Raw genomic sequence first — 24,635 nt, 5'->3', positions numbered from 1 at the left:
ACAGGCTCATTTGGTTTAGCGTAAAAATATGATTTTACTTTCATATTAGTTAAAACCGCTAAACAAAAAGAGCCTGTATAAATAGCGTCTATTCGTTATTTCTGTACGCTAAATTTATAAACGGTTACCGTTTTATATACTTGTCCAGGTTTTAATTCCGTCGTTGGAAACGTAGCTTGATTAGGTGAATCTGGGAAATGTTGCGTCTCTAAACAGAATGCCGAACGGTGCGGGTAACTTACAGCCCCTTTACCATCATGCACATCACCAGTTAAAAAATTCCCACTGTAAAATTGTAATCCAGGTTCTTCGGTTAAAACATCCATCACGATACCAGTTTTAGCACTCACAACTGTAGCCACTTTTTGCAAGCCTTTACCTTTTCTAAGTACAAAATTATGGTCGTAACCTTTTCCAAATTTCAGTTGTTCGTTCTGATCATTGATCCTTGCACCAATTAAGGTCGGTTTGTTAAAATCAAATGGTGTTCCTGCAACTTGTTCAATCTTTCCTGTAGGGATTAAAGTCGAATCAACCGGGGTATATGTATCTGCATCAATTGACAGCAAATGATCCGTAATTGTTGAATCGCCTGCTCCATTCAAATTAAAATAAGCATGATTAGTTAAGTTCAATACGGTATGCTTATCCGTAGTTGCGTTATAGCTTATTTTAAGCGAGTTATCGTCGGTTAATTCATACGTTACCTTAACCGTTAAATTACCCGGGTAGCCTGCTTCTCCATCTTTAGACAAATAGCTCAATTCCAGAATTTGATTAGTCACTTTTTTAGCATCCCAAACCTTACCAAAAAAGCCATCAAATCCGCCATGAAGCGTATTTACTCCATCATTCAATTGCAATTGATAAGTTCTGCCATCTAAAGTAAACTTTCCTTGCCCGATCCGATTTCCATAACGACCGATTAATGCGCCAAAGAATGGTTCTCCTTTTTTCTGATATGATTTCAAGCTATCGTAACCTAAAACTACGTCTTTAAATGCATTATGCTTATCCGGAACCAATAAGGATACTACGCGTCCGCCGTAATTGGTAATGGCAGCTTCGACCCCATTTTTATTTTTTAAAACAAAAAGTTCAACATCCTTCCCCGCTATGCTGGCCTTAAATCCGCTTACATCTGGTATATGGGCAGTCGAAATAGCCAAAGAGTCATTTCCGGTAGATTGATGATTGTTTCCATTGCTACAACCGCTTAATGTCCATACCGAAATAAAAATTAAACAAATGGATTTGAAATTTTTGTTCATAATGCGTTTTTATATATTTGATCTTATTACTAATGTATAAAAAGAATATTAAATGTCAAAACAACTATTAATATTCAAAATATGATACATTTACAACTATAGATATTTAGCCCAAAGAACTAATGAGAAAATATATTGATCAGACTCGTTTTTTAATTGCCGTTGATTGCATTGTTTTTGGATTTGATGGAGAGCATTTAAAGATACTCCTCATTAAACGAGGCTTTGAACCGGAAAAGGATAAATGGAGTTTGATGGGTGGTTTTGTTAGGCCCGAGGAGAGTCTGGATGGTGCAGCCAACCGGGTACTTACCCAGCTTACCGGACTTGAGGGCGTTTACCTGGAGCAAATCCAGGCATATGGTGATCCGCTAAGGGATCCCATTGAAAGAACTTTATCAGTTACTTATTTTGCATTGATCGACATTCATAAATATGAAACTCAGATCAGCGATCAGTATCATGCCGAATGGTTCCTCTTGAAAGATGCGCCTGAATTGATCTTTGACCATGGTGAAATGGTGGAAGCGGCAAAAAAGAAAATAAGGTATAAAGCAGCCTTACACCCTATTCTTTTCGAACTTTTACCTAAAAAATTCACCATTCCGCAACTTCAAAACTTATATGAGGATGTATACAATACACAAATAGACAACCGAAATTTTATCCGAAAATTAACAGCAACCAAGCTACTGATCAAGCTTGCTGAGAAAGATAAATCCGGTTCTAAAAAAGGTGCATTTTATTTTAAGCTAGACAAGAAAAAATATAAAGCAAACTTCCAGGCATTCCTCAACTTCATTCCAAACCCCGACAAACTATTAACTGTATAAGAACCTTTTAGCGCATAAAGCAGGATTCTTAAAATAAATTCTTTTATTAAATTAAATAAACGTTAATTAGACATTTATTTAACTAAATATGAGCAAAGATCAATACGTTATAGGGGTTGATTATGGATCGGATTCTGTGCGTTCAGTGATTATTGACGCAAACAATGGCGCAGAACTCGCTTCTTCCGTTTTCTATTACCCCCGCTGGCAGAAAGGGTTATTCTGCAATCCCGCAAAAAATCAGTTCAGACAACATCCCTTAGATTATATTGAAGGTCTTGAACAAAGTATAAAAGACTGCATACTTAAAGCCGGTGGCGATAGAATCGCTGCTGCTATAAAATCAATTGCAGTTGACACCACTGGTTCTTCCCCGGTTGCCGTAAATCAGGCGGGTACTCCGCTTGCCCTGTTACCCGAATTTGAGCAAAATCCTAATGCGATGTTTGTGCTATGGAAAGACCATACTTCTGTTAAGGAAGCCATGCAAATCAACAACCATGCTGCAAAATATGACATCAACTACCTTAAATATTGTGGTGGAATTTATTCATCAGAATGGTTCTGGGCTAAGTTATTGCACATTTTACGCGCTGATGATGTCGTAAAAGAGGCTTGCTATTCCTGGGTAGAGCATTGCGACTGGGTACCTTTCCTACTTACTGGAGGAAAGGACATTTCGGAAATGAAAAGAAGTCGTTGCGCAGCCGGGCACAAAGCGCTTTGGGCAGAAGAATTTGGTGGTTTGCCCCCAAATGAATTCTTTACCGCATTAGATCCGCTTCTTGATGGTTTTACAGACCGTCTATTTAAAGATACCTTCACTTCTGATGCATCCGCCGGAAACCTCAGTACTGAATGGGCCGAACGTTTGGGTTTAAACACAGATGTTGTGGTTGGTGTTGGCGCTTTTGATGCACATATGGGCGCTGTGGGTGGACAAATTGAACCTTATCACTTGAGCAAAGTAATGGGTACTTCTACCTGCGATATTTTGGTGGTGCCACAAGAGGACATCGACGGTAAACTCATCAAGGGAATTTGCGGACAAGTTAATGGTTCGGTGATCCCAGGGATGCCCGGCCTTGAAGCCGGACAATCCGCCTTTGGCGATGTATATGCCTGGTTTAAAGAAGTACTCGCCTGGCCAATTAAGAACTTATTAAGGAATTCGACACTATTAGATAGTCATACTGTTGCAGCACTTGAAAAAGAACTTTTAGATCAGCTTATTCCTGAACTGAGCAAACAGGCTGCGTTGTTACCAAAAACAGACGATGATGAACTGGCCCTAGATTGGTTAAACGGAAGAAGAACACCTGATGCCAATCAAGAATTAAAAGGTGCTATCAACAACCTTGATTTGGGAAGTGATGCTCCACGCATATTCAGAGCTCTGGTTGAGGCCACTTGCTTTGGCGCTAAAAACATAGTTGACCGTTTTAGGGCTGAAGGCATTCCTGTAAAAGGTATTATCGGTATTGGCGGTGTCGCTAAAAAATCACCCTTCGTCATGCAAACTATGGCTAATGTATTGAATATGCCTATCCGTATCCACCAATTTGAACATACTTGTGCCTTAGGTGCAGCCATGTTTGCAGCTGTTGTAGCAGGCATATATCCGAACGTTGAAGCTGCAATGCTGGGCATGGGTAGTGGTTTCGACAAAGAATATACCCCTGAAGAAGGAACGATCGCTTATTATGAGCGCCGCTTTTTACAATACAAAGCCCTTGGAGGATTTATTGAAGCAAGCATAAAAAAATAATTACCATGAACAACTATCAGGAAATTAAAGAAAAGGCGTACCTGGCAAATATGCAACTCCCTAAACTAGGGCTGGTACTTTTCACTTTTGGTAATGCCAGTGCAGCAGATAGAGCTGCTGGTGTATTCGCTATAAAACCAAGTGGTGTACCTTATGAAGAACTTTCGCCAGAGAAAATGGTGATTGTTGACTTTGATGGAAATACCGTTGAAGGAACACTTCGTCCTTCATCTGATACTAAAACACATGCGGTATTGTATAAGCATTGGGAAGACATTGGGGGAATTGTGCATACACATTCTACTTATGGAACAGCCTGGGCACAATCCCAAAGGGCAATTCCGATTTATGGAACCACCCATGCTGATCACCTAACGGTCGACATTCCCTGTGCCCCTCCTATGCCAGATGATATGATCGCAGGGAACTATGAGTATGAAACAGGTTTCCAGATTATGAACCACTTCAAAGAAGCTGGCCTAAGCTACAAGGAAGTAGAGATGATCCTCGTCGGGAATCACGCCCCTTTTACCTGGGGAAAAACAGCAGAAAAAGCGGTTTATAACAGCGCGGTACTGGAAGAAGTTGGCCGTATGGCGCTACTTACAGAGCAAATACGCAGGGATGTACCCAAATTAAAAGATGCCCTGATCAAAAAACACTACGAGAGAAAGCACGGTGCCGACTCCTACTATGGACAATAACAAATCAGATAACCACATTTATAATGATCAATTTAAAAAATTTAGAAGTTTGGTTTATTACCGGAACTCAAGACCTTTATGGTGAAGAAACTTTAAAGCAAGTGGCACTACATGCACAAGAAGTAGCATCATCTTTAGATGCTGCACAGCCAATACAAGTGCGTGTTGTGTATAAACCTATTGTAAAAACACCACAGGAAATTTTTGACACCCTTCAACAGGCGAACACTACAGTCAATTGTATTGGCGTAATAACCTGGATGCATACTTTCTCTCCGGCTAAAATGTGGATCAGGGGTTTAAATATCCTTCAGAAGCCATTGCTGCACTTGCATACACAGTTTAACCGCGATATTCCATGGGATACCATTGACATGGACTTCATGAATCTGAACCAAAGTGCACATGGCGACCGTGAATTTGGATTTATGGTAACCAGAATGCGTAAAGACCGCAAAGTAGTTGTGGGACACTGGCAGGACGAAGAGGTAGTCAAAGAAATTGATACCTGGACACGCGCTGCTGCCGGATGGCACGACTGGCAGGGAGCAAAATTTGTCCGTTTTGGAGACAACATGCGCTATGTGGCGGTTACAGATGGTGATAAGGTTGAAGCTGAACTTAAATTTGGTTTTGAAGTAAATACTTATGGTATAGGTGATCTGGTTGCTGTAATTAACAGCATCCCGGAAACAGCTATACAGGAATTACTGACTGAATATGAAGCTACCTATACTATGACAGCAGACCTCCTTCGTGGTGGAGAAAGGCATGCTTCCGTATATGAAGCGGCGAAAATAGAGCTTGGTTTAAAAAAGTTCCTTGAAGATGGTGGATTCAAAGGCTTCAGTGATACTTTTGAAGACCTGCATGGAATGGTACAATTGCCAGGTATTGCTGCACAACGTTTAATGGCAGCAGGCTACGGTTTTGCCGGAGAAGGTGACTGGAAAACCGCAGCTTTAGTAAGAGCTTGTAAAGTAATGGGTGCTGGCTTACCAGGTGCCAATGCTTTTATGGAAGATTATACCTACCATTTCGATCCTGCTAATTCAATGGTATTAGGTTCACATATGCTTGAGGTAGATGCCTCCCTAGCGAATGGCAAAGCTCGTCTTGAAGTACATCCATTAGGAATCGGGGGCAAGGCAGACCCTGCCAGACTTATTTTTAATGTCGCAGGTGGCAATGCACTCAACGCATCTATTGTAGATATGGGTAACCGTTTCCGTTTACTGGTTAATGAAGTAGAAGCCGTTGAACCTATACACCAACTTCCAAAACTTCCTGTTGCACAGGTACTGTGGAAACCACTCCCTGATATGAAAACAGGATGTGCAGCCTGGATTTATGCAGGTGGAGCTCACCATACCGCATATAGTCAGAATCTAACTACCGCGCATTTACTGGATTTTGCCAATATTGCGGGTATAGAGTATGTAAATATTGGTGCTGATACCAAAATCAATCAGTTCAGAAATGAACTGAAATGGAACGAAGTCTTTTATAAGTAACCGTTTTGTGCCGGATTCGTTCCGGCACAAAACCTATTTAAAACAACCAAATAACCCGCTATGAACAATAGTTTAGTAACTACGGATTATGTAGTTTTCATTATCTACTTTTTAGTCGTATCCGGCTATGGGTATTACATTTATCGCCAGCGCAAAAAAGACGAGCATGATGCCAAAGCCTTTTTTCTGGCCGAGGGCACTTTAACCTGGTGGGCCATTGGTGCCTCACTTATCGCTTCCAATATCTCCGCCGAACAATTTATCGGTATGAGTGGCGAAGGCTTTTTCCTTGGTATTGCAGTGGCCGCATATGAATGGATCGCAGCAATTGCGTTGATCATTGTCGCCGTTTGGTTTATTCCCGTATATCTTAAAAATAAGATTTACACCATGCCGCAGTTTCTCAAGACCAGGTATAATGAATCTGTCGCTTTGATTATGGCCATATTCTGGCTGTTTTTATATGTGTTCGTAAACCTGACCTCGATACTTTATCTGGGTGCTGTCGCCATTAACGGGTTAACCGGTGGCGATTATCTCCACGTCATTATGATCGGACTTGCTGTTTTTGCCCTGATTATTTCGCTGGGTGGAATGAAGGTAGTGGCCTATACAGACGTAATTCAGGTGGGCGTTTTAATTTTCGGCGGACTGGTGACCACCTACATCGCCTTAACCGTAGTGGGACAAAAATTTGGTGTAGGTGCCAATGCCATTGCGGGTTTTAATGTATTAATGGAGCAGGCTCCGGAGCATTTTAAGATGATCATTCCGAAGCCAACGGCTGAATCTACACAAAATGAAATCAGCAAATACCTTACTTTTCCCGGGCTTGCCTCCTATGTTGCCGGTATCTGGATCATCAATCTGAACTATTGGGGCTGTAACCAGTATATCACACAACGTGCTTTAGGTGCCGACCTGCAAACTGCCAGAACTGGTATTTTATTTGCGGGCTTTTTAAAGCTTCTGATGCCTTTAATTGTAATGCTACCTGGTATAGCAGCCTATGTTTTGTATAAAGGCGGACATCTACCACAACTGATTGGCGGTAAAGATGGTGCTTACTCAGCGGTACTGACCTTTTTACCAACTGGCCTTAAAGGTTTATCTGTAGCAGCACTTACCGCAGCGATTGTAGCCTCACTAGCTGGCAAAGTAAATAGTATCTCTACGATCTTTACACTAGACATCTATTCGAAGTACTTTAAGAAAGGTACGGAACAAAAGAACCTGGTTTTTGTTGGAAGAACTACCGTATTTGTTGGAATGATCCTGGCTGTTTTGTTTACCTGGAATGATCTCCTCGGTATAGGTGGAGAAGGTGGTTTCACCTTCATCCAAAAATACACAGGCTTTATCAGTCCGGGTGTTTTTGCGATGTTCATCTTGGGTATGTTCTGGAAAAGAACTACAGGTGCAGCAGCCATTGCTGGTGTTTTATCTGGTTTCCTTTTATCTGTTTTCTTTAACGAGATGGCACCAGGATTATTAGGAAATGATACATTATTATATACTGCCTACCCTAATGGTAAGGGTGCTTTTGAGATCCCTTTCCATATTTGCATGGGCCTATCCTTCTTCTTTACCATGGCTATTATGATTGTCATGAGTTTAGCAGGACCTAAAGTAAATCCTAAAGCTTTCGAACTGGATAAATCGATGTTCAAAGTTGCTCCATCTACGATGGCATTGATAGTGGTTACACTGTTGATCATTGCAGCACTTTATGTGAAGTTCTGGTAAGCAAGTTGCACATTAATTAGAACGGGGATTTGTTTATTACAAATCCCCGTTCTATTTTGCTGCATTACCAACTATAAGAGAGGAAACTGATCTTTAATTACCCAATAGCTCTGTAAGTTTATGATCTATTTCTGTTTCATCCCCCGTTTTAACCAATATTTTACCTTCTTTATCCAGCAATACATAGAGCGGTATTGTACCATGTTTGTACTTACTAACAACCCTTGCCGGCATGTTTTTCACCGGAAATTCATCAATGGTTTGTATCCATGGCATTTTCTCTACATCCATAGCTTTGATCCAATCATTCCATCTGCTGTCGTTCGTTACACTCACGATTTCAAAACCTTTATCTTTATATTTTGCGTACACCTCTTTCCAATGTGGAATGGCCTCCCTACATGGCTTGCACCAACTCGCCCAGAAATCGATCATCACATATTTACCCCTTGTGGATGAAAGCGTGAATTTTGTACTGTCCCTTTGCAACAAAGTAAAATCTTCCGCAAGATTGCCGGGTAATACAGCCTTTCTTTCGGCAATTTCCTTTTGAAGGTTACTGAAGTAAACGGAATGAGTTGCGGGGCCTTTAAACTGATTCATCAGCTGCTCGAGATCCGTAAGGGGCATTCCCGAATTAAACATATAGTGCGTGCTGAGCATATAGACACCTGCAACAGATGAAGGCTTTTTAGCAATAAAGGGACGGATGTAATTCAATTGCCGAGAAAATACCTCTTCTCTTTTTTTGCTCCCTTTCGTCTTGTTCTCGTAGTCTTCGTAATCAGCATGACTTACAGATCCGCTTACTTTAACCTGCTGTAGCGTGGCACCTTTTTTATCCCCGTATTTGGTATAATCATAATGCATTGAGCCTGCGGTATCAATGCTAATGTTAACAGGAACATTTTCCAGAAAAACTCGCGTTCCCCAGTTGCCTGGGGTAAAAGAAAGCCCCATAAGTTCCGGGGTATTCAATTTCCCCGTCATGCTGAACTTACCGTTCTTAACTTTTGCCGTATTGAGTACTTTGTTTGTCCTGGTCCGGGAATCATAGCTTGTAAGGTCCACCTCACCATCGGCAATTCCTTTAACTGTGCCTGTTAGCTTATAGCCATCGGACCTGGTTTGCGCAATTCCAGCTGCCGTTTGTGCAAACAGCAACGTAACAAGAATTAAGTATTTTATGTTCATCAGGTTAGTTATTAAATATTTCTTCCAGTTTCTTGTTCAATATTTCGCCTCTTAAATCTTTTGCAATGATTTTTCCCTGCGGATCAACCAGTAATGTACTTGGGATACCCATAATTCCGTAATAGGTAGACACTTCATTTTTCCAACCCTTTAGGTCTGAAAGCTGTGTCCATGGCATTCCGTCATCTTTTATAGCTTTTTTCCAGTTATCTCCCTTATCATCAAGAGAAACGCCCACAACCGTAAAGTTCTTATCTTTGTATTTATTGTAGGCTTTCAATACATTAGGGTTCTCTGCGCGACATGGTCCACACCAGCTTGCCCAGAAATCGATCAGCACATACTTCCCTTTAAATGCCATGAAGCTTACCGGTTTCCCTTCCGTATCATTTTGTGTAAAATTTAACATAGGAGTACCAATTGCACTCCGTTTTAGTATCACAAGGCGTTCATTCAAGCGTTTTCCTTCTGGCGTGGCTTTTATATTTTTACCCAGCTGATTATAAATAGTCTGTATATCATTGTATTCACCCATTCCAGCACGATCTGTAACTAAGCTTAAGCTAAACGCACTTTCAGGATGCGAAGCAATGTAATTATTAGCGACTGCACGCTTTTGCTTCCTGATATCGGCAAGCTTTTGTTCCAGTTGCAACTGTTCTTCTTTACTTACCTTACCATATTTCTGGTATAAGGGCATTTCCTGAGATGAAAATGGCTCCAGCAGCTTATCATATGCATCTGCCTCCATTTGTATTTTTGATCCACTTAATTTAACCTTGTTCAGTGAATCGGCACTGCCGGTCATCTCCATATTTCCCGGTTCAACAAAGACCCATACGGCTCTTTTGGGGAACATGATGGTGATCTTCTGTGGATTGGGCATAGGGGCGGCCCAGCTGAATTTATCCCCTGCTACTTTCACATTACTGGTTTTAGGTTCATTACCTTCGTAATAATGAAAATTCAGTTCGGCATTACCCAGTCCTTTAATGTTTCCATTGATCCGTGCCTGCTGACCGAAAGCTGTACCAGCCATGCAGAGCATAGCGGCAGCAGTCAAAATTTTAAGTGATTTCATAGTTTTTTATTGATTTACTAGTTAAAAATTTCAGCCAGTTTCTTATCCATCGCTTCGTCATTTTCACCACCTCCACCATAGCGGCCGATGATCATTCCGTTTTTATCTACGAGGATTTTGGTTGGTAGCGAATGAATGGCGTAAGGCTCCGTGATGTCATTCGTCTTGTCATATCCTGTTGCTGTTCTTTTCAATCCTCTCAGAACGTGTTTCCACACACCGATCTTGTCCTGTGCAACGGCCTTTTTCCAGGCTTCATTGTTACTATCGTCATCAGATACACCAATGATTTCCAATCCTCTATCTTTATACTTACTGTACAACGATAACAAATGTGGGTTTCCTTTACGGCAAGGTACACACCAGCTGGCCCAGAAATCGAGCAAGACATATTTTTTACCTTTAAAATCTGCAAGGCTTAGGGGCTGTCCGTTGATGTCCGTTGAACTAAATACCGAAGCCGGGCTTCCGGGCGATCCGCCTTCCAGGCTCTTGATCTCATCTGCAATTTTTTTTCCGTAGCTGCTTTGCTTTATACGTTCTGATAGTTTTGCATAAAGCAGCTTTGATTCAGCAAGTGGCAGCGAAGATACTTTCCAACTTAAGGCATAGGCTGAATAATAGGAGTTTGGGTGGCTTTTAATGTAGGCCATATCTATATTAGCGATCTCCTCCCGAAAAGGTTCCATTTTATCTTTTGCAGCTGTTGCAGCTTCTTTCAATTCTTCCTGTTCAGTTTCTGTTTTTCCAGCTTTTCTAGCATCAATATAGGCCATATTCGCTTTATCATAAGCAGCCGAAAGCACCCGGATCTGATCCATCTGAGTTTTTTTAAGGACTTCCAGTGCAGCTACTTCATCCTGGGTTTTGGAACCTTTCAATTTCAGTTTCTTAAATTCCCCCGCCGTTACCTCCATGGTCATGTTCCCAGGTTCAATAAAGAAATAAGTAAGGTTTGAATCGTCCATACCCCGACTTTTTACTGCTCCCATAAAATAGGCCATTACCGGCCCCGATAATGCCCCCTTAAATTCAAATGAACCGTTTCGTATTGCGCAGCTATCTTGTACGTTTTTACCATCGCCCGATGCATAGGATAATTTCAAAAAACCAGATTCCTGTCCTTTGATCTTTCCATTTAAAATAAATGGCTGTTTTTGTTGCTGACTATACAGTATGCCGGTTTTACCGCAAATCATTAAAGCAATTAAAATATATTTTCTCATAGTTTTCAGATCTTTAATTAGTAAAAGGCTACCATAAGTTTATTGCAACCTTTTACTTTAATACTTAATTATTTGTTATACCCTGGATTCTGATCTCCGAACAATGGGTTGTACAAAAACTCATTGGATGGAACACCGAATATGTAAAGAAGCTGACTGGTAATTGTTGGCCTTAGCTGCTGTACAGTTGATAAAGGTAAACGCAACAGGCACATCCACTCCTGTCCATCTTCGCCGACCATACATCTAACAGTCTCCTTATATATTTCCATCAGCATCGCATCCGGAGTTACAGCAGCTTCAACTTCAAGATAATTGATATTGTTGACTGTAGCTGTAATACCAGCTTTTGCTTGTATGGTATGTAATAGTGTTTTAGCGTCAGTCAAACTTCCACCCGATCGTACTATTGCTTCTGCTTTGAGTAGATAAACTTCAGTTAACCGGATGGCATAATCAGTCTCTGTAAGTGAGGATGCAACAACACCCTGTGCAGCATACTTTGTAAAATAGAAAGTATTAGGCGAACTGGCAGAAGGATTGGCGGTACCAATCATCCAGGCAAGACGGGGATCATTCGCGTAAATATTCTTAAGTGCATTTGAGGCTACATATAAGGAAGATGCACCAGGGTAATACTGCTTAGTTTTGCTGTAGAAATCTGCCGCCTGTAAAGCCTGTGGCTGTAAGCCAAGTATCACCTCTTTACTGCTTAATCCTTTACTTCTGAAAATATCCATCGCATTTGCTTCCAACACGTAAGGACTACTTGTAGTAAGGGTATTGGCCAGACCTATGATCTCTGTGAAATCCCCAGCAGCCCCCCTATTGATCAGCACCCTCATCTTTAAGGCCATTGCAGCCCATTTTGTTGCATAATAGGCTGCATTGGTAGACGGACCATTCGCAATTGCCTCATCCAAATCTGCCAGGATAAAATCATAACTCTCTTTAACTGAGCTCCTGGCTTTGCTGATATTGGTTAGGGTAGACAATTCATCCCTGATCAATACGCCCAGCGCACTGTTTGGCTTAAACCATTCCGCATAGAACATCAATATTCTGAAATGACCATAAGCTCTTAAAAAACGGGCCTCAGCCAATATTTCCTTTTTTCTATTCGCTGTAAACTTATTATCGGCTAGTGCAGTAACTCCTTTAATTACGCCATTTGCTGCATTTAGCAATTTGTAAGATTCAATCCAGAAAGAGGTTCCTGCGTTCTGGTTCAGATCCAAACCATTAGGCCCGTAGCCGTACTGCATGTAGCCTGCCAATCTTGCCGTAGTGATCTGATGCGATTGCCACCCGTTTTTAGTTGAAGTGGCATTTGCAAAATTGTAATAGGCCCCATTCAAGGCAATCTGGGAAGTCCCCTGGTCAAGTATAGTATTCTCCTCCGTTTTAGAATTCTGAGGTAAGGCACTAAGCTCCTTATTGCAGGAATAAAGCGCAGTGGCAATCAAGCAGAATACCACATATACATATATTTTTTTCATCACATTTATTCTTTATTTGTTAAAACCCAAATCGCACACCAAAACTAAACTGTCGCACTGAAGGATAACCTCCTGAATCACTGTAACCACCTATCAAACTATACGGATCATTGCTAACTTCCGGATCTGCTCCAGGATAATTGGTAATCGTAATCAAGTTGGTTCCAGATATGTATACGCTTGCATTGGTCATGTTAATTTTGCTGATCAGATTTTTTGGCAGCTGATAACTGAAAGTCACAGACTTCAACCTGATAAAGGAAGCATCATGAACGTTGTTGCTTGAAGCATAGGCATAATTACTCTGTCCAAGAACAAGCTTAGGAACAGTGGTATTGGTATTTTCAGGTGTCCATCGGTCCAATATCCTTACTCCTTTATTTGCTCTGGTAGACACATCCTGGTTTTGTATATCCGCGAGATAATAGATATCGCCACCTGATGAGAAGGTAGTCAGCGCACTAAGCATGAATCCCTTGTAGCTAAAAGTATTGGTGTAACCTCCATAAAAATTTGGCTCGGCATGACCTATAATGTCATCTTTGTAAAGTGCAAAATTACCTGCGATCGGTGTTCCCAATTTGAAACGGGCATCACCTACTCCTACATAAGATAAAATATAATTAGCATAATAACTGCGCTGCTTGTATTCATTCACCTCGGCCTGATTTTGCATAATTCCGTCGAATACCTTTCCATATAAAAGTCCAAGAGGCTCTCCCACTTTTAACACAGTATTTCCATAAGTATATATCTTAGGATTACTTGGGTCAGCAAAATCATTGGATAGGGCTAGTACTTTTGAACGGTTTCCTGAAATATTCAGGTTCCCAGACCACTGGAAGTTTTTATTCCTTATAAAGTCTCCTCCAAGTTCAAATTCAAGTCCATTGTTTCTTATTTTTGCAATGTTAGCAGTCACACCTGAAAAGCCAGAACTACCTGCAACTGTTGCCGGAAATAAAATACCCGTTGTAATTTTACTATAATAACCTACTTCTGCGCGTAGTCGAGAACCAAAAAGCTGGATATTAATACCTGCATCTTTTTGCAGTGTAGATTCCCATTTAAGTTTGCTGTTACCTAGTTGTGAAGGCGACAGTCCATTCATGCCAGCATAAGACACCGGACTGTATAAAGTGTAAAACAGATTGTCGGCAATATTCTGTGTTCCTGTATACCCCATACTCGCCCTAAGTTTGATCTCATCAATCCATTTTACTTTTTTCAAAAAATTCTCCTGCGAAATACGCCAGGCCACACCTCCCGAAGGAAAATAACCTACCCGGTTATTTTCAGGGAATTTAGATGATGCATCGGAACGTCCGGTAAAAGTGAACAGATATTTATCAAACAGCGCATAGTTAGCTCGCATATAAAAACTCAGCAAGGAGCTTTGTCCGGATAACCCTGTAGAAGGTAAAGTGACAGCAGCAGAAGACAGATTGTTCAAATAAATATCATCAGGAAAACCTTGTCCACTTGCAGAGAATGAATTGGATTTGGTTTTTTGCCACGAAGTACCTACCAATACTGTTAATCTGTTATCCGCATTAAACTCTCTGGCCCAGGTCAGCGTGTTTTCATAAAACATATTGACGTCCTCAGCCTGCGATTGTGTAGCAATTCCATTATTCGAACTTCCCGACCCACTCGGTGTAGCAATAGAAGTGGTACTCGCCACATAATTGTTCTGCCTGTAATTGTTATAGTTAACAGCAACCGAACTTCTGAATTTTAATTCTTTTAAAATATCGTATTCCGCGGCCAGGGAGCCCAATAGTAAGATTCCATTGGAACGGTTGATCCCTTTAAGTAAAGCCAGTGGATTTTGATAGCCCTGATAAGCATATCCACCTATAGAAGCTGGATCCAGTATTTTAACACTTCCGTCCGCATTATAAGCTTCAAATGTAGGAGGAGCAAATAATGCCTGAGTATAAAGTCCATTGGTTACGTTATTAGTGGTAAAACCGTAGTCCAGATTGGTACTAATGCGCAGTTTTGAATTGATTTCATTGTCCAGACTGACTTTACCAGCAATCCGGCGATAGTCAGTCCCCTTAACTGTTCCTTCATTCTTATTGTAGGTAAGCGAGGTGTAATAGCGTGACCCCGTCCCCCCGCCACGTACAGCTAGGTCAGCATTTTGGGTAATGCCGTTCCGCAATACAAGATCCATCCAATTCGTATTTGCAGGGCCTAAAAAATCCGGATTGTTTAAAATCTGATTCGCCACAGGGTCAGACGCCTGCGCCTTAGCGGCTCTCGCATCATTAAGATTTTTTGCAGCTTCCTTCATGATCATGATGTATTGCTCCCTATTTAAAACTTCCTCTGCTTTTGCCTTGGTCATACCCAAATAATAGTTGGCCTCCATAGTAGGCTTTTGGTTGGTTTTTCCCTTTTTAGTGGTAATAATTACAACTCCATTGGCCGCTCTGGAGCCATATATAGCAGTTGCAGAAGCATCTTTTAGAATATCTATACTCTCAATATCATTTATATTCAACCCGCCCAAACTGTTAAGCCCTCTTGCAAATGAGCCAGCAATAGTACCGTTTGGTGAGTCGTTACCACTCCGCTCTGTAGGGCTTACAATATCTGCTGCAGCTTGCTGATAACGGTTTTGAACCTGTACCTGAACACCATCAATAATATAAAGCGGATCATTCCCTCCTAATAACGAGGTTCCTCCTCGTATTCTAATTTTTGCAACGCCACCGGGAGAACCATCTGATTGCACCACCTGGACGCCTGAAGCTTTGCCACTTAATGCCTGATCGATCGTTGCATAAGGTACATCCCTAATTTCACTGATATTTACAGAAGACACCGATCCGGTTAGGTCTTTTCTTTTGGTGCTTCCGTACCCAACAACGACAGTTTCTTCCAATTTATTCTGGCTCAACTGCATAACGATAAGCATACTTGGGCGAACAGGCAACTCTAATGTTACATAGCCGACATAAGAAAAAACAAGCACAGCATTATCTGGCACTGTAGTGCTAAAAAAACCTTGTTCATTGGTAACAATGGATCTTCCTGAACTGTTTTTTGATTTGATGCTCACTCCCGCCATGGGCTTCCCGTTTTCATCCACAACACGACCGCGAACATCAATAGCAGAAAAAACACTCTTGAGTTTATCCAGAAAGGAAGATTCTTTTTTGGACACTACAACAGAGTTTTTAGCTACTGAATAATCAAATGGCTGGTTCTCAAAAACCTGTTCCAGTACCACTTTCAGATCAGCATTCTTCACCTGTATGGTAACAGGTTTTGCATTTTTTAAATTGGTAGTAGTAAACAAAAAGTCATACCCACTCTGGGTCCTGATTTTATCAAGAACATATTTAATGGGCGCATTTTTTTCAGATAAAGTGATTTTTTGCGCATAGCCTCCCGCACTTACCTGCAGGATAACTGTGATTAAGAGTAAAGTGGTCAGGTTAACTCGCATAATCCATTTTCTTTTTCCGGTTTCACTTACCTGGCCAAAGGCTTGGTACCTCATCAACTGGATTTTGGAAATACAGCCCAAAAGCTGTATCAACCTTTTTGTGTAAAAATTGTACATTTGCTTAGCATGGTTTAGAAACGACAGGCCTTCATTTTCGAAGATGGACTGGCATGTCGCTTAGTTGATAGTTTAGATTATTGATGTAAACCGCTTATTGGGTTATCCTGGTTCCGAAGCCAGGGTAACCTTTTTTAAGGGTTTAGGTAGTAAAAGTTTAATTCATTACCATAACCCTCCTTCCTTCAATCTCAAAGTGAACGATTTTTGTCCTTTCCAGCATATCCAGTACATCACTGATATTTGATTTCCGTGAAATAGTTCCTGTAAATCCTTCTAAGGTTGGTTTATCTTTATAAATCACTTCTATATTATACCAGCGGGCAATTTTCTGCATCACGTCAACAATATTTTCATCGTTGAACCGGAAATACCCATTCTTCCAGGAAACAGCCTCTTCAATGTCAGCTATCTGTACATTCAACCGTCCGCCAGTTAATTTAGACTGCTCTCCCGGTTGCAGTACCAGTTCATTATCCTTTCCTGTTACCTTTACACTTCCCTCCAGTAAGGTTGTTTTTATATAACGGCTAGAAACGTAACTATTGATATTGAAGTGTGTTCCCAATACTTCAACAGTCTGTCCTTCTGATTCTACGATAAAAGGATGCGACTTATTTTTAGCGACTTCAAAGTAGGCTTCTCCACGTAATTCCACTTTCCGATTTTTCCCTTTAAAAACAGAAGGAAATTTCAAACTACTTTCCGCATTGAGCACAACAGTAGTACCATCAGGCAAAGTCACATTATAAATACCACCACGGGGTGTACTTGCGGTCATCTCTACAGGCAGGTTAGGTTCGACGCTTTCAGGATCAGACACACGGGTACCGTCATTATAAACCAGTTTATCTGCCCCTATAACCACTCCATTCTTTGCATCACTGAGGTTTATGGTCCTGCCACCTGCCACTGTTAGTATCGCTGTATTTCTACCTGGTGGAATATCCTGTGCTAAAGAAATCTTATCCTTTATACCCATGTTCTGAACCTTATAAAAATAAAATCCTGATCCCATCACCAATAATATCGCTGCAGCACTTGCAATACGGGGCCAGAACCTCATTTTACGCGGCTCTGTTAAATAAGCATTCAAGGCTTGCAAACCTAAATCATGCTCCTCTTGTAGCGCTACAGAACTTAATGTATTCGCTGTTTTATATTTCAAATACCAGCTTTCCACCAAAGCCCTTTCCTCAGGACTCGCAGTTCCATTATTATATGCTTCAATTAATTTATCAGCTTGTTTAAATTCCATGTTCACGTTAAGCGAAATTTCGCGCTATAATGATAAGACACGGCTAAGCAGGCTATAGACTAGATGGTATTAAAAAAAAGTTAAAATAATATAAACAGACTGTTAGCACCCAATTTAACACGTAAAACTTTTAGGGCATTATGCACCTGATTGCGAACGGTGTGTGGTGATAAATTGAGGGCCTCAGCTATTTCATTATGGCTCATCTCCAGCTTACGGCTCATTTCAAAAACAAGACGCATCTGATCAGGTAAGGCAGCAATTTCCTTTTCAACGAGTAAGGCGAGCTCCTTTTCCCTCAGCTGATCTTCAATCACATTTTCGCCCTGATCTATAAATTCCTGTAATGAAGCAGCAAAATTATCTCTTACCTTTTTATTTCTATACTGGTTTAATATGCGATTTCGAACTGAAGCATAGAGATAGGAAGAAAGACTGGTCATATAAAGCTGTTCCCTGCTAGTCCACAGATAAACAAACAACTCCTGTATGATATCTCTTACTTCCTCTCTGTCCGGCAAGCGACGGTAGGCATGGCTATACAAAACGCCCTGATACCTTCTGTAAATCTCGGCAAGCGCAACCTTCTCACCCTTTTTTAACAAAGCAATAAGTTCCAAATCAGTATATGAACTATAAATGGTCATGAAGATTTCCCCTTTTGTAAAATTACTAAAAAATAATATCCTATTACTCATAAGGATAACAAAAAAGCAATTTTATTTCCGTGGCAAACGAAGAATAATTCGCGATCTCCAATGGAAATAACAAAGAGGTATTTGTAAAAACAAATGCCCCTTTGTTATTGATTATCGAATCTTATTTACTGTGTATTCCTACGTATGCCTGATTTGCATTTAGCAAAATTAAATCTGCGTAGGCCTGCAAGAACAATTCTGATTGCCCCTCTTTTAGCGCCTTTATCAACAAATCTGCTAGTTCAGACATTTCCATTCGTAACTTGACACTTAATGGAATAAACAAATAATCACATGACCTTTTCGCCATCAAAGCACAGTTGTAATCCTGAGGGTACCGATCCAAAAAGTCCCTATAAAAAAGCTCATTGAACGAAAATATCCATCCTGTTGAAGGATAAATATCAAGATCAAAAGAAACACCAGATGGTACAAAAACCATACTTTCGCCTTCATCTAACCACATTAAGCGGGAACTAATGGTAGTTTGCAACTTTGCGTCGCTCTTATACTCATCCAGACGATTGATACTTAAAAAATTTAAACTCATTTTTCAGAAATTAGTTGACTACTGGCAAAGTAATCGTGGTGTAGAATGTACACAAATTTGATCAGCATGATTGATAAATCCATACACAGCAGCTAATTTGGAAAAATCTTCCATTAAACACCTTTCAAACAGAATTAAATTCTTTAAAGTGTAAGAAAGTATCTATCTGACAGAATTAAAGCTAACTACTTGACAATCTGAATAGAATAGATTTAATTTGCAAAAAACAAGCGTAAAAATATGGTTATATGACTACTACGACTTTGGATCAGACTGATCTACAACTTTTACGCCTCATTCAAAAAGATGCCTCGTTGACCAACAAACAACTTGGTTTAAAGCTACATAAAGCCGGAAACACCATTTTCAATCGAGTGGAACGGCTCAAAGAGATCGGCTATATTATTGGTACGCTCACCATCATTAACCGTGAAAAACTGGGTGAAATGCTGACCTCCTTTACCTCGATTCAACTGAAAGACCACAGTACCCAGTCCTTAAAGAACTTTGAGCAGGAAGTAGTTAAGTTCACCGAAGTAATGGAATGCTATCACATGACAGGAGATTTTGATTTTATGTTAAAAATCGTGGTTAGCAACATGCATGCTTATAAGGAGTTTATAGTAAATAGACTAGCCAGCCTGCCAGATGTAGGGACTGTGCGTAGCCAGTTTGTGATTAATGAAGCTAAAAGAGAACTAGCCTATACTTTAGAAATGCCCCAATTGCATACTAATGGACAGTAGATTATTAAGATTAATTCCCAATAAACAATAGGTTTGTCATATTAATCTAATCTGGCTATATTGGTTTAATATATACATTAAACCATTTGTTATGCGCTATAAAAAGACGATTACTTTTTCTTTATTATTAGGTACGGTTGTGATGCTAAGTGCTTTTATGCCACAGCAAGAACCTAAACAGGAACCGAAAGCTACAAATCTTAAAGTGCTTCCAAAGAACATCAGCCATGATGATCTTGATAAAGTTATGGACGGCTTTAAACTTGCATTGGGCGTAAAATGTAACTACTGTCATGCTCCTCGCAAAGACAATCCTAAAAAACTTGATTTTGCCAGTGATGAAAATCCTAAAAAAGAGGTTGCAAGGAATATGATGAGAATGACTAACAAGGTCAACAAAAAGTATTTCCACGAAAAAGACAAAGAAGGAAAATTAACCAATATCTCTTGCGCAAGCTGTCATAACGGAAAAGAAGAGCCCGTAACGATTAAAATTTAAATAAAAAACACACTGCCATAGGGTTGTCAGTGGGCCGTGTTTTCTTTGTATTAGAAAAACACATAACCCATAAAAATAAGATTATGACAACGACAACCAACACCGAAACTACGTTATTCGTTTCTACTGAAAACTTATTGAATGAATGGCTAGGCCACCGTCGCCTTACCAGACGAGTAATTGAAGCCTTTCCTGAAGATAAGTTATTTGATTATAGCATTGGCGGTATGCGTCCATTCGCTACAATGATAAAGGAAATCATAGATATTTCAGGTCCTGGCATAAGGGGAATTGCAACCGACAACTGGGAACATGCTGGCAACATTAATAATCATTCCATAAACAAGGAAGATCAGTCTAAGGATGGACTACTTAAATTATTGGATCAATCAACCGAAGAGATTATTGCATTTTGGCCAGAAATTTCTGACGCCCGGTTTCAAGAAGTTGTATTAGCTTTTGGTCAATATGAAGGCCAGGTTTTTTCAACCATTCTATATTTTATTGACAACGAGATTCACCACCGTGCACAGGGTACCGTTTATTTACGCAGCTTAGGTATAGAGCCACCTGCATTTTGGAATAGAGACTAAATTTACTGGAGCCAATTAGTCCGAAAACTAATTGGCTCCTATAATTATTCCACTTCAACCATTGCTTTGATCACCCCATTCGCAGGATCAAGCCAGCTTTGAAATTCATCTTTTACTTCAGCAAATTGAACTTTATGGGTGATGTAAGTGGTTGGATTTACCAGACCAGCTTTCATAGCAGCAATTACATGTTCAAAATCAGCCCTTGTTGCATTTCTACTGCTCATCAGAGTGGCTTCACGTTTATGAAACTCAGGGTGACTAAAGGAAATATTTTCCTTCTGCAAGCCAATAAGCACAAAACGAGCACCATGTGCCATATACTGAAAGGCATTATTAATCGCTTTTAAGCTTCCTGTAGCATCTATCACTACTGTCGGCATATCACCACCGGTAATCGCTTTCAATTGCCCTAAAACGTCTGTAGCAAGCGCATTCACTACATAGGGTACTTTCAGTCTATCCTTGCAAAACTGCAACCGTGCATCATTAATATCAAGTGCAATCACTTTTGCTCCGGCAATTCTGGCAAACTCCATCGTTCCCAGGCCTATGGGACCAGCTCCTATTACCAACACAAATTCATCCTTTTCTATAGCTGCTCTACGCACACCATGAGCTCCGATAGCCAATGGTTCAACCAATGCCAGTTCATCAAAGCTTAAGCCTTCACCATGAATCAGTGTATGTGAAGGAACAGAAAGGTATTCGGCCATTCCGCCATCTACATGTACACCACAGACTTTAATATCCGTGCAACAATTGGGCTTACCTGACCTACATGCAATGCATACACCACAATTAAAATAAGGTATGAATGTAACAGCTTCTCCTTTTTCAAAACCTTCAGCTCCATCAAACTCTTGCAGCTCGCCCGAAAGTTCGTGACCTAAAATCCTTGGATAACTAAAAAAGGGTTGAGTACCTTCAAAAGCATGTAAATCCGTACCACAGATACCGATTCGTTTAATTTTTATAATTGCATTGCCAGAAGTTAATACTGGCTTTTCAGCTGTAGCGTATTCAAATGTTCCTGGTGTAGTGCAAACTAGTGTTTTCATTTATTTCTTCTAAGTTTATCGCATTAAGCATTGGCCAAAGCCCTGTCCAGATGTACATATCCCCCATCCACATGAATGATTTGACCTGTGGTATGGCTTGACCTTCCCGACATCAAAAACACAGCCATATCAGCTATTTCTTGTGCCGTAGTCATTCTGTTTTCAAATGGTATTTTTGAAGTGATCTCTTTTAATTTCTGTTCTGCATCTGGCAGGGTTTCAATCCAGGTTTCGTAAGCAGGAGTCCAACATTCTGCTACTACGACTGCATTTACCCTGATGCCATGTTTCAACAATTCTACGGCCCACTCTCTTGTCAATGCATTTCTACCGCCATTTGCGGCTGCATACGCCGAAGTGTTTCCCTGTCCAGTCTCGGCAGTTTTAGAGGTGATATTTACAATAGCACCCTTGCTTTTAATCAATTCAGGCAAAGCAAAATGCGCCATTAAATAATAGTGAACAACATTCCTATGTAAAGAAGCCATAAAGTCTTTATAATTACCATGCTCCAGTCCCACACCATCATTTACTCCTGCATTATTTACCAGGCCATCAATTCTTCCAAACTGACTAATGATAGCTTTTACCGCATTTTCACAAGCATCCGGATCGCTCAATTCAGCGGCAACCTGTACAGCTTTGCCACCCGCAGTCATAATTTCTTCTACTACTTTCAGGTTATCCGCTTCCTTTCTACCCACAATGATAGCAATGGCGCCTTCAGCAGCAAATGCCTGTGCAGTTGCTTTTCCTATCCCTTTGGCACCACCAGTTACTATGATTACCTTATCTTTTAATTGCAAATCCATATTGATCTAAAAATTATCTCTTTATAAACTGTTTACCAACCCAATTCACCAAGTCCTGTCCCGCTTTAAAGTTATCATATTCAGCAGGCAACTTTCTTCCATCTACATACTCATTGTATAACCATGGATCACCAATAACGAATACAGAACCTTTGCCTAGTTTCGCAACAGCCATCATATTATTTCCATCCTTATCTTTAAGCACAGATTTAGCCGGTGCCACTAGTTTTAACGTGCTATATTCCTTGATGTATAATTGTTCCGCAGTTTTAAAGAGTTCATTGCCTGCAGGCACAATCGCCTTGCCCATTTCGAACTTATTACCAACTACACGGCCCTTGCTGTCTTTGTTAAATTGAACACCGAAGTTCTTAGCCAGCTGGTTAAAATGATCAAACTCTACATTTCCGGTATCATTCCCCATCAATATCAAGACACCACCTGCTTTAACCCAATCCGTAATATTCTTAATGTCATTGGCACCAATAAAATTAGGCTTAGGACTTTCTTTTTGTGTATCAGGATCTACGATGATATAAACCGAAGCATTTTTAAGATTCGCTGCTGTAGGCGCATTGTATAATGTTGAAGTTTTAAAACCTGCATTGTTAAACTGCTCTCCCCACATAGAAAAACCACCATTAGACATTTCTTCCCATTTGTAATGCCATGAAACTACATTACCACTTTGGTCTTTCTTGGTCTCATTATTAAAATACGAATCCAATACTACAGTCTTCCCTAAACCTGGTTTAGGCATAGCTGCAATTTCCATTTCGTTGATCGCTTTTAAAAAGGCACCTACACCTTTAGGATCATTGGTGATTACTTTTTCACTTAAATAGTAGGCGTAGCTACCATCACGATAAGGTTTGCCTCCTAGGCCAGATACGGTAACAGTCCCTTTAAGGTTCACCATATTTTCCGCACGCTGTTCAACAAATTCTTGTTGCATTCCTTTGTATCCCTTATCAGCTACGGCAAAATACGATTGTGGCAAGTATTGCATTCTTACGCCTTTAGCGATAGCATACACAAACATGGCAGAAGCCGAAGATTCAAAGTAATTGCCTTTATCATTTGGACGGTCTAAAATATCATACCATACGCCGGTTTTATTGTTCTGTACCCTTTTGATAGCAGTTGACAATCGGTTCAAGATATTAATCAGTTCTTTTCTTTTCGGATGATCCTTAGGGAAATTATCCAACACATCTACCAATGCCATGGCATACCAACCCATTGCTCTGGCCCAAATATGTGGTGACAAACCTGTTTTAGGGTCAGCCCAACGCTCTACTTTTGATTCATCCCAACCATGATACAACAATCCAGTCTTTGCATCCCTGGCATTTTTCTCCATAAAAATGAATTGGTTCGCAATGTCATCAAAAGCTGGTTTATTGTTAATTAGTGCGGCATATTCAGCATAGAAAGGCTGTCCCATGTACAATCCATCCAACCACATCTGATTTGGATATATTTTTTTATGCCAGAAACCGCCTTCTTTTGTTCTCGGGTGTTTTTGCAATTGCTCCCATAATATGGTTGCTGCTTTGAAATATTTTTGTTGTCCGGTTACTTTGTATAAATCAAGCAAAACCGTACCATTTTTTACGTTATCAATGTTAAAATGATCCTGACTATAAGTATCTATCACACCTTCAGGCGAAATAAACTCATCCATTTTACTTTGAACATATTTGAAGTATACCGCATTACCGGTTCTTCTCCAGATCTCATTCATTCCATCTTGGACAACTCCATCATCATATGACCATTTTTTGGATCTTTCCTTCCATACTTCCATTACAGTAGCCGCCATCTGATCAGATAAAGGCTTAGTCTTCATTTTGGCATCTTGCGCATTAGCCAGTGGAGCCGTCATAACGAAGGCAATCAAGCTAAATATAAAAGGTCTCATTTTCATACTTGTTGTGTTATAAATGGTTTCAATACAATTCTACATAGTTTTAAACAGTGATTTTAGTAATCCCTCCAA

General features: G+C 40.3%; 20 protein-coding genes. 8 read left to right on the top strand and 12 right to left on the bottom strand.

Annotated elements, in window-relative coordinates:
• Window positions 1-95 precede the first annotated feature (95 nt).
• Window positions 96-1,271 carry an aldose epimerase family protein gene (locus tag BLS35_RS01570; RefSeq protein WP_090777075.1) on the bottom strand — a complete coding sequence of 392 codons (1,176 nt, stop codon included), beginning with the start codon at window positions 1,269-1,271 and terminating at the stop codon, window positions 96-98.
• A gap of 122 nt (window positions 1,272-1,393) precedes the next feature.
• Here BLS35_RS01570 and BLS35_RS01565 point away from each other — a divergent pair, with 122 nt between their 5' ends.
• The 5 genes from BLS35_RS01565 (at window position 1,394) to BLS35_RS01545 (ending at window position 7,836) form a co-directional block, all read left to right on the top strand.
• Window positions 1,394-2,104 carry an NUDIX hydrolase gene (locus tag BLS35_RS01565; RefSeq protein WP_090777073.1) on the top strand — a complete coding sequence of 237 codons (711 nt, stop codon included), beginning with the start codon at window positions 1,394-1,396 and terminating at the stop codon, window positions 2,102-2,104.
• Between the two features lie 88 nt (window positions 2,105-2,192).
• Window positions 2,193-3,872, top strand: a complete 1,680-nt coding sequence (locus BLS35_RS01560) for a ribulokinase (RefSeq protein WP_090777071.1) — start codon at window positions 2,193-2,195, stop codon at window positions 3,870-3,872.
• Between the two features lie 5 nt (window positions 3,873-3,877).
• Window positions 3,878-4,576, top strand: coding sequence for an L-ribulose-5-phosphate 4-epimerase (locus tag BLS35_RS01555; protein WP_090777069.1), 699 nt, complete (start codon window positions 3,878-3,880; stop codon window positions 4,574-4,576).
• Between the two features lie 23 nt (window positions 4,577-4,599).
• Window positions 4,600-6,090 (top strand): L-arabinose isomerase, encoded by a 1,491-nt coding sequence (gene araA / locus BLS35_RS01550; RefSeq protein WP_090777067.1) that lies wholly within the window; start codon window positions 4,600-4,602, stop codon window positions 6,088-6,090.
• Window positions 6,091-6,150: 60 nt separating this feature from the next.
• Window positions 6,151-7,836: a sodium/sugar symporter gene (locus tag BLS35_RS01545; protein ID WP_090777065.1), complete on the top strand. Its 1,686-nt coding sequence runs from the start codon at window positions 6,151-6,153 to the stop codon at window positions 7,834-7,836.
• 93 nt (window positions 7,837-7,929) lie between these two features.
• Here the strand turns inward: BLS35_RS01545 and BLS35_RS01540 are convergent, their stop codons facing one another.
• The 8 genes from BLS35_RS01540 to BLS35_RS01505 form a co-directional block, all read right to left on the bottom strand.
• The gene (locus BLS35_RS01540) at window positions 7,930-9,030 is read right to left on the bottom strand and encodes a TlpA disulfide reductase family protein (protein ID WP_090777063.1); all 1,101 of its coding nucleotides are present in this window, start codon (window positions 9,028-9,030) and stop codon (window positions 7,930-7,932) included.
• 4 nt (window positions 9,031-9,034) lie between these two features.
• Window positions 9,035-10,111 carry a TlpA disulfide reductase family protein gene (locus tag BLS35_RS01535; protein ID WP_090777061.1) on the bottom strand — a complete coding sequence of 359 codons (1,077 nt, stop codon included), beginning with the start codon at window positions 10,109-10,111 and terminating at the stop codon, window positions 9,035-9,037.
• Window positions 10,112-10,128: 17 nt separating this feature from the next.
• Window positions 10,129-11,337 (bottom strand): TlpA disulfide reductase family protein, encoded by a 1,209-nt coding sequence (locus BLS35_RS01530; protein ID WP_254778600.1) that lies wholly within the window; start codon window positions 11,335-11,337, stop codon window positions 10,129-10,131.
• 68 nt (window positions 11,338-11,405) lie between these two features.
• Window positions 11,406-12,836 (bottom strand): RagB/SusD family nutrient uptake outer membrane protein, encoded by a 1,431-nt coding sequence (locus BLS35_RS01525; RefSeq protein ID WP_090777059.1) that lies wholly within the window; start codon window positions 12,834-12,836, stop codon window positions 11,406-11,408.
• A gap of 19 nt (window positions 12,837-12,855) precedes the next feature.
• The gene (locus BLS35_RS01520) at window positions 12,856-16,353 is read right to left on the bottom strand and encodes a TonB-dependent receptor (RefSeq protein WP_254778598.1); all 3,498 of its coding nucleotides are present in this window, start codon (window positions 16,351-16,353) and stop codon (window positions 12,856-12,858) included.
• Window positions 16,354-16,573: 220 nt separating this feature from the next.
• Window positions 16,574-17,674, bottom strand: a complete 1,101-nt coding sequence (locus BLS35_RS01515) for a FecR family protein (protein ID WP_090777057.1) — start codon at window positions 17,672-17,674, stop codon at window positions 16,574-16,576.
• Window positions 17,675-17,754: 80 nt separating this feature from the next.
• Window positions 17,755-18,321, bottom strand: coding sequence for an RNA polymerase sigma factor (locus tag BLS35_RS01510; RefSeq protein ID WP_090777342.1), 567 nt, complete (start codon window positions 18,319-18,321; stop codon window positions 17,755-17,757).
• 172 nt (window positions 18,322-18,493) lie between these two features.
• Window positions 18,494-18,922 carry a hypothetical protein gene (locus BLS35_RS01505; protein ID WP_090777055.1) on the bottom strand — a complete coding sequence of 143 codons (429 nt, stop codon included), beginning with the start codon at window positions 18,920-18,922 and terminating at the stop codon, window positions 18,494-18,496.
• A 248-nt stretch (window positions 18,923-19,170) separates the two neighbouring features.
• On the opposite strand from BLS35_RS01505, the gene BLS35_RS01500 reads away from it, so the two are divergent.
• The 3 genes from BLS35_RS01500 to BLS35_RS01490 all read left to right on the top strand — a co-directional run bounded on the left by BLS35_RS01500 (window position 19,171) and on the right by BLS35_RS01490 (window position 20,760).
• Window positions 19,171-19,668, top strand: a complete 498-nt coding sequence (locus tag BLS35_RS01500) for an Lrp/AsnC family transcriptional regulator (protein ID WP_090777053.1) — start codon at window positions 19,171-19,173, stop codon at window positions 19,666-19,668.
• Window positions 19,669-19,759: 91 nt separating this feature from the next.
• Entirely contained in the window at window positions 19,760-20,167 is a 408-nt protein-coding gene (locus BLS35_RS01495; RefSeq protein ID WP_090777051.1) for a c-type cytochrome, read from the top strand.
• 83 nt (window positions 20,168-20,250) lie between these two features.
• The gene (locus BLS35_RS01490) at window positions 20,251-20,760 is read left to right on the top strand and encodes a DinB family protein (protein WP_090777049.1); all 510 of its coding nucleotides are present in this window, start codon (window positions 20,251-20,253) and stop codon (window positions 20,758-20,760) included.
• A gap of 44 nt (window positions 20,761-20,804) precedes the next feature.
• Here the strand turns inward: BLS35_RS01490 and BLS35_RS01485 are convergent, their stop codons facing one another.
• Genes BLS35_RS01485 through BLS35_RS01475 form a run of 3 tightly spaced genes read right to left on the bottom strand, consistent with a single transcriptional unit; the run spans window position 20,805 to window position 24,563 of the window.
• Entirely contained in the window at window positions 20,805-21,821 is a 1,017-nt protein-coding gene (locus BLS35_RS01485; protein WP_090777047.1) for a zinc-binding alcohol dehydrogenase family protein, read from the bottom strand.
• 23 nt (window positions 21,822-21,844) lie between these two features.
• Window positions 21,845-22,633: an SDR family oxidoreductase gene (locus BLS35_RS01480; RefSeq protein WP_090777045.1), complete on the bottom strand. Its 789-nt coding sequence runs from the start codon at window positions 22,631-22,633 to the stop codon at window positions 21,845-21,847.
• 13 nt (window positions 22,634-22,646) lie between these two features.
• Window positions 22,647-24,563: a glycoside hydrolase family 88/105 protein gene (locus tag BLS35_RS01475; RefSeq protein ID WP_090777043.1), complete on the bottom strand. Its 1,917-nt coding sequence runs from the start codon at window positions 24,561-24,563 to the stop codon at window positions 22,647-22,649.
• Window positions 24,564-24,635 lie beyond the last annotated feature (72 nt).

Origin of the sequence: Pedobacter sp. ok626 (genome assembly GCF_900100435.1) — a bacterium.
Taxonomy (GTDB): domain Bacteria; phylum Bacteroidota; class Bacteroidia; order Sphingobacteriales; family Sphingobacteriaceae; genus Pedobacter.
Note: the sequence above shows the minus strand (reverse complement) of the source record. Positions and strands in the feature narration are given on the sequence as shown.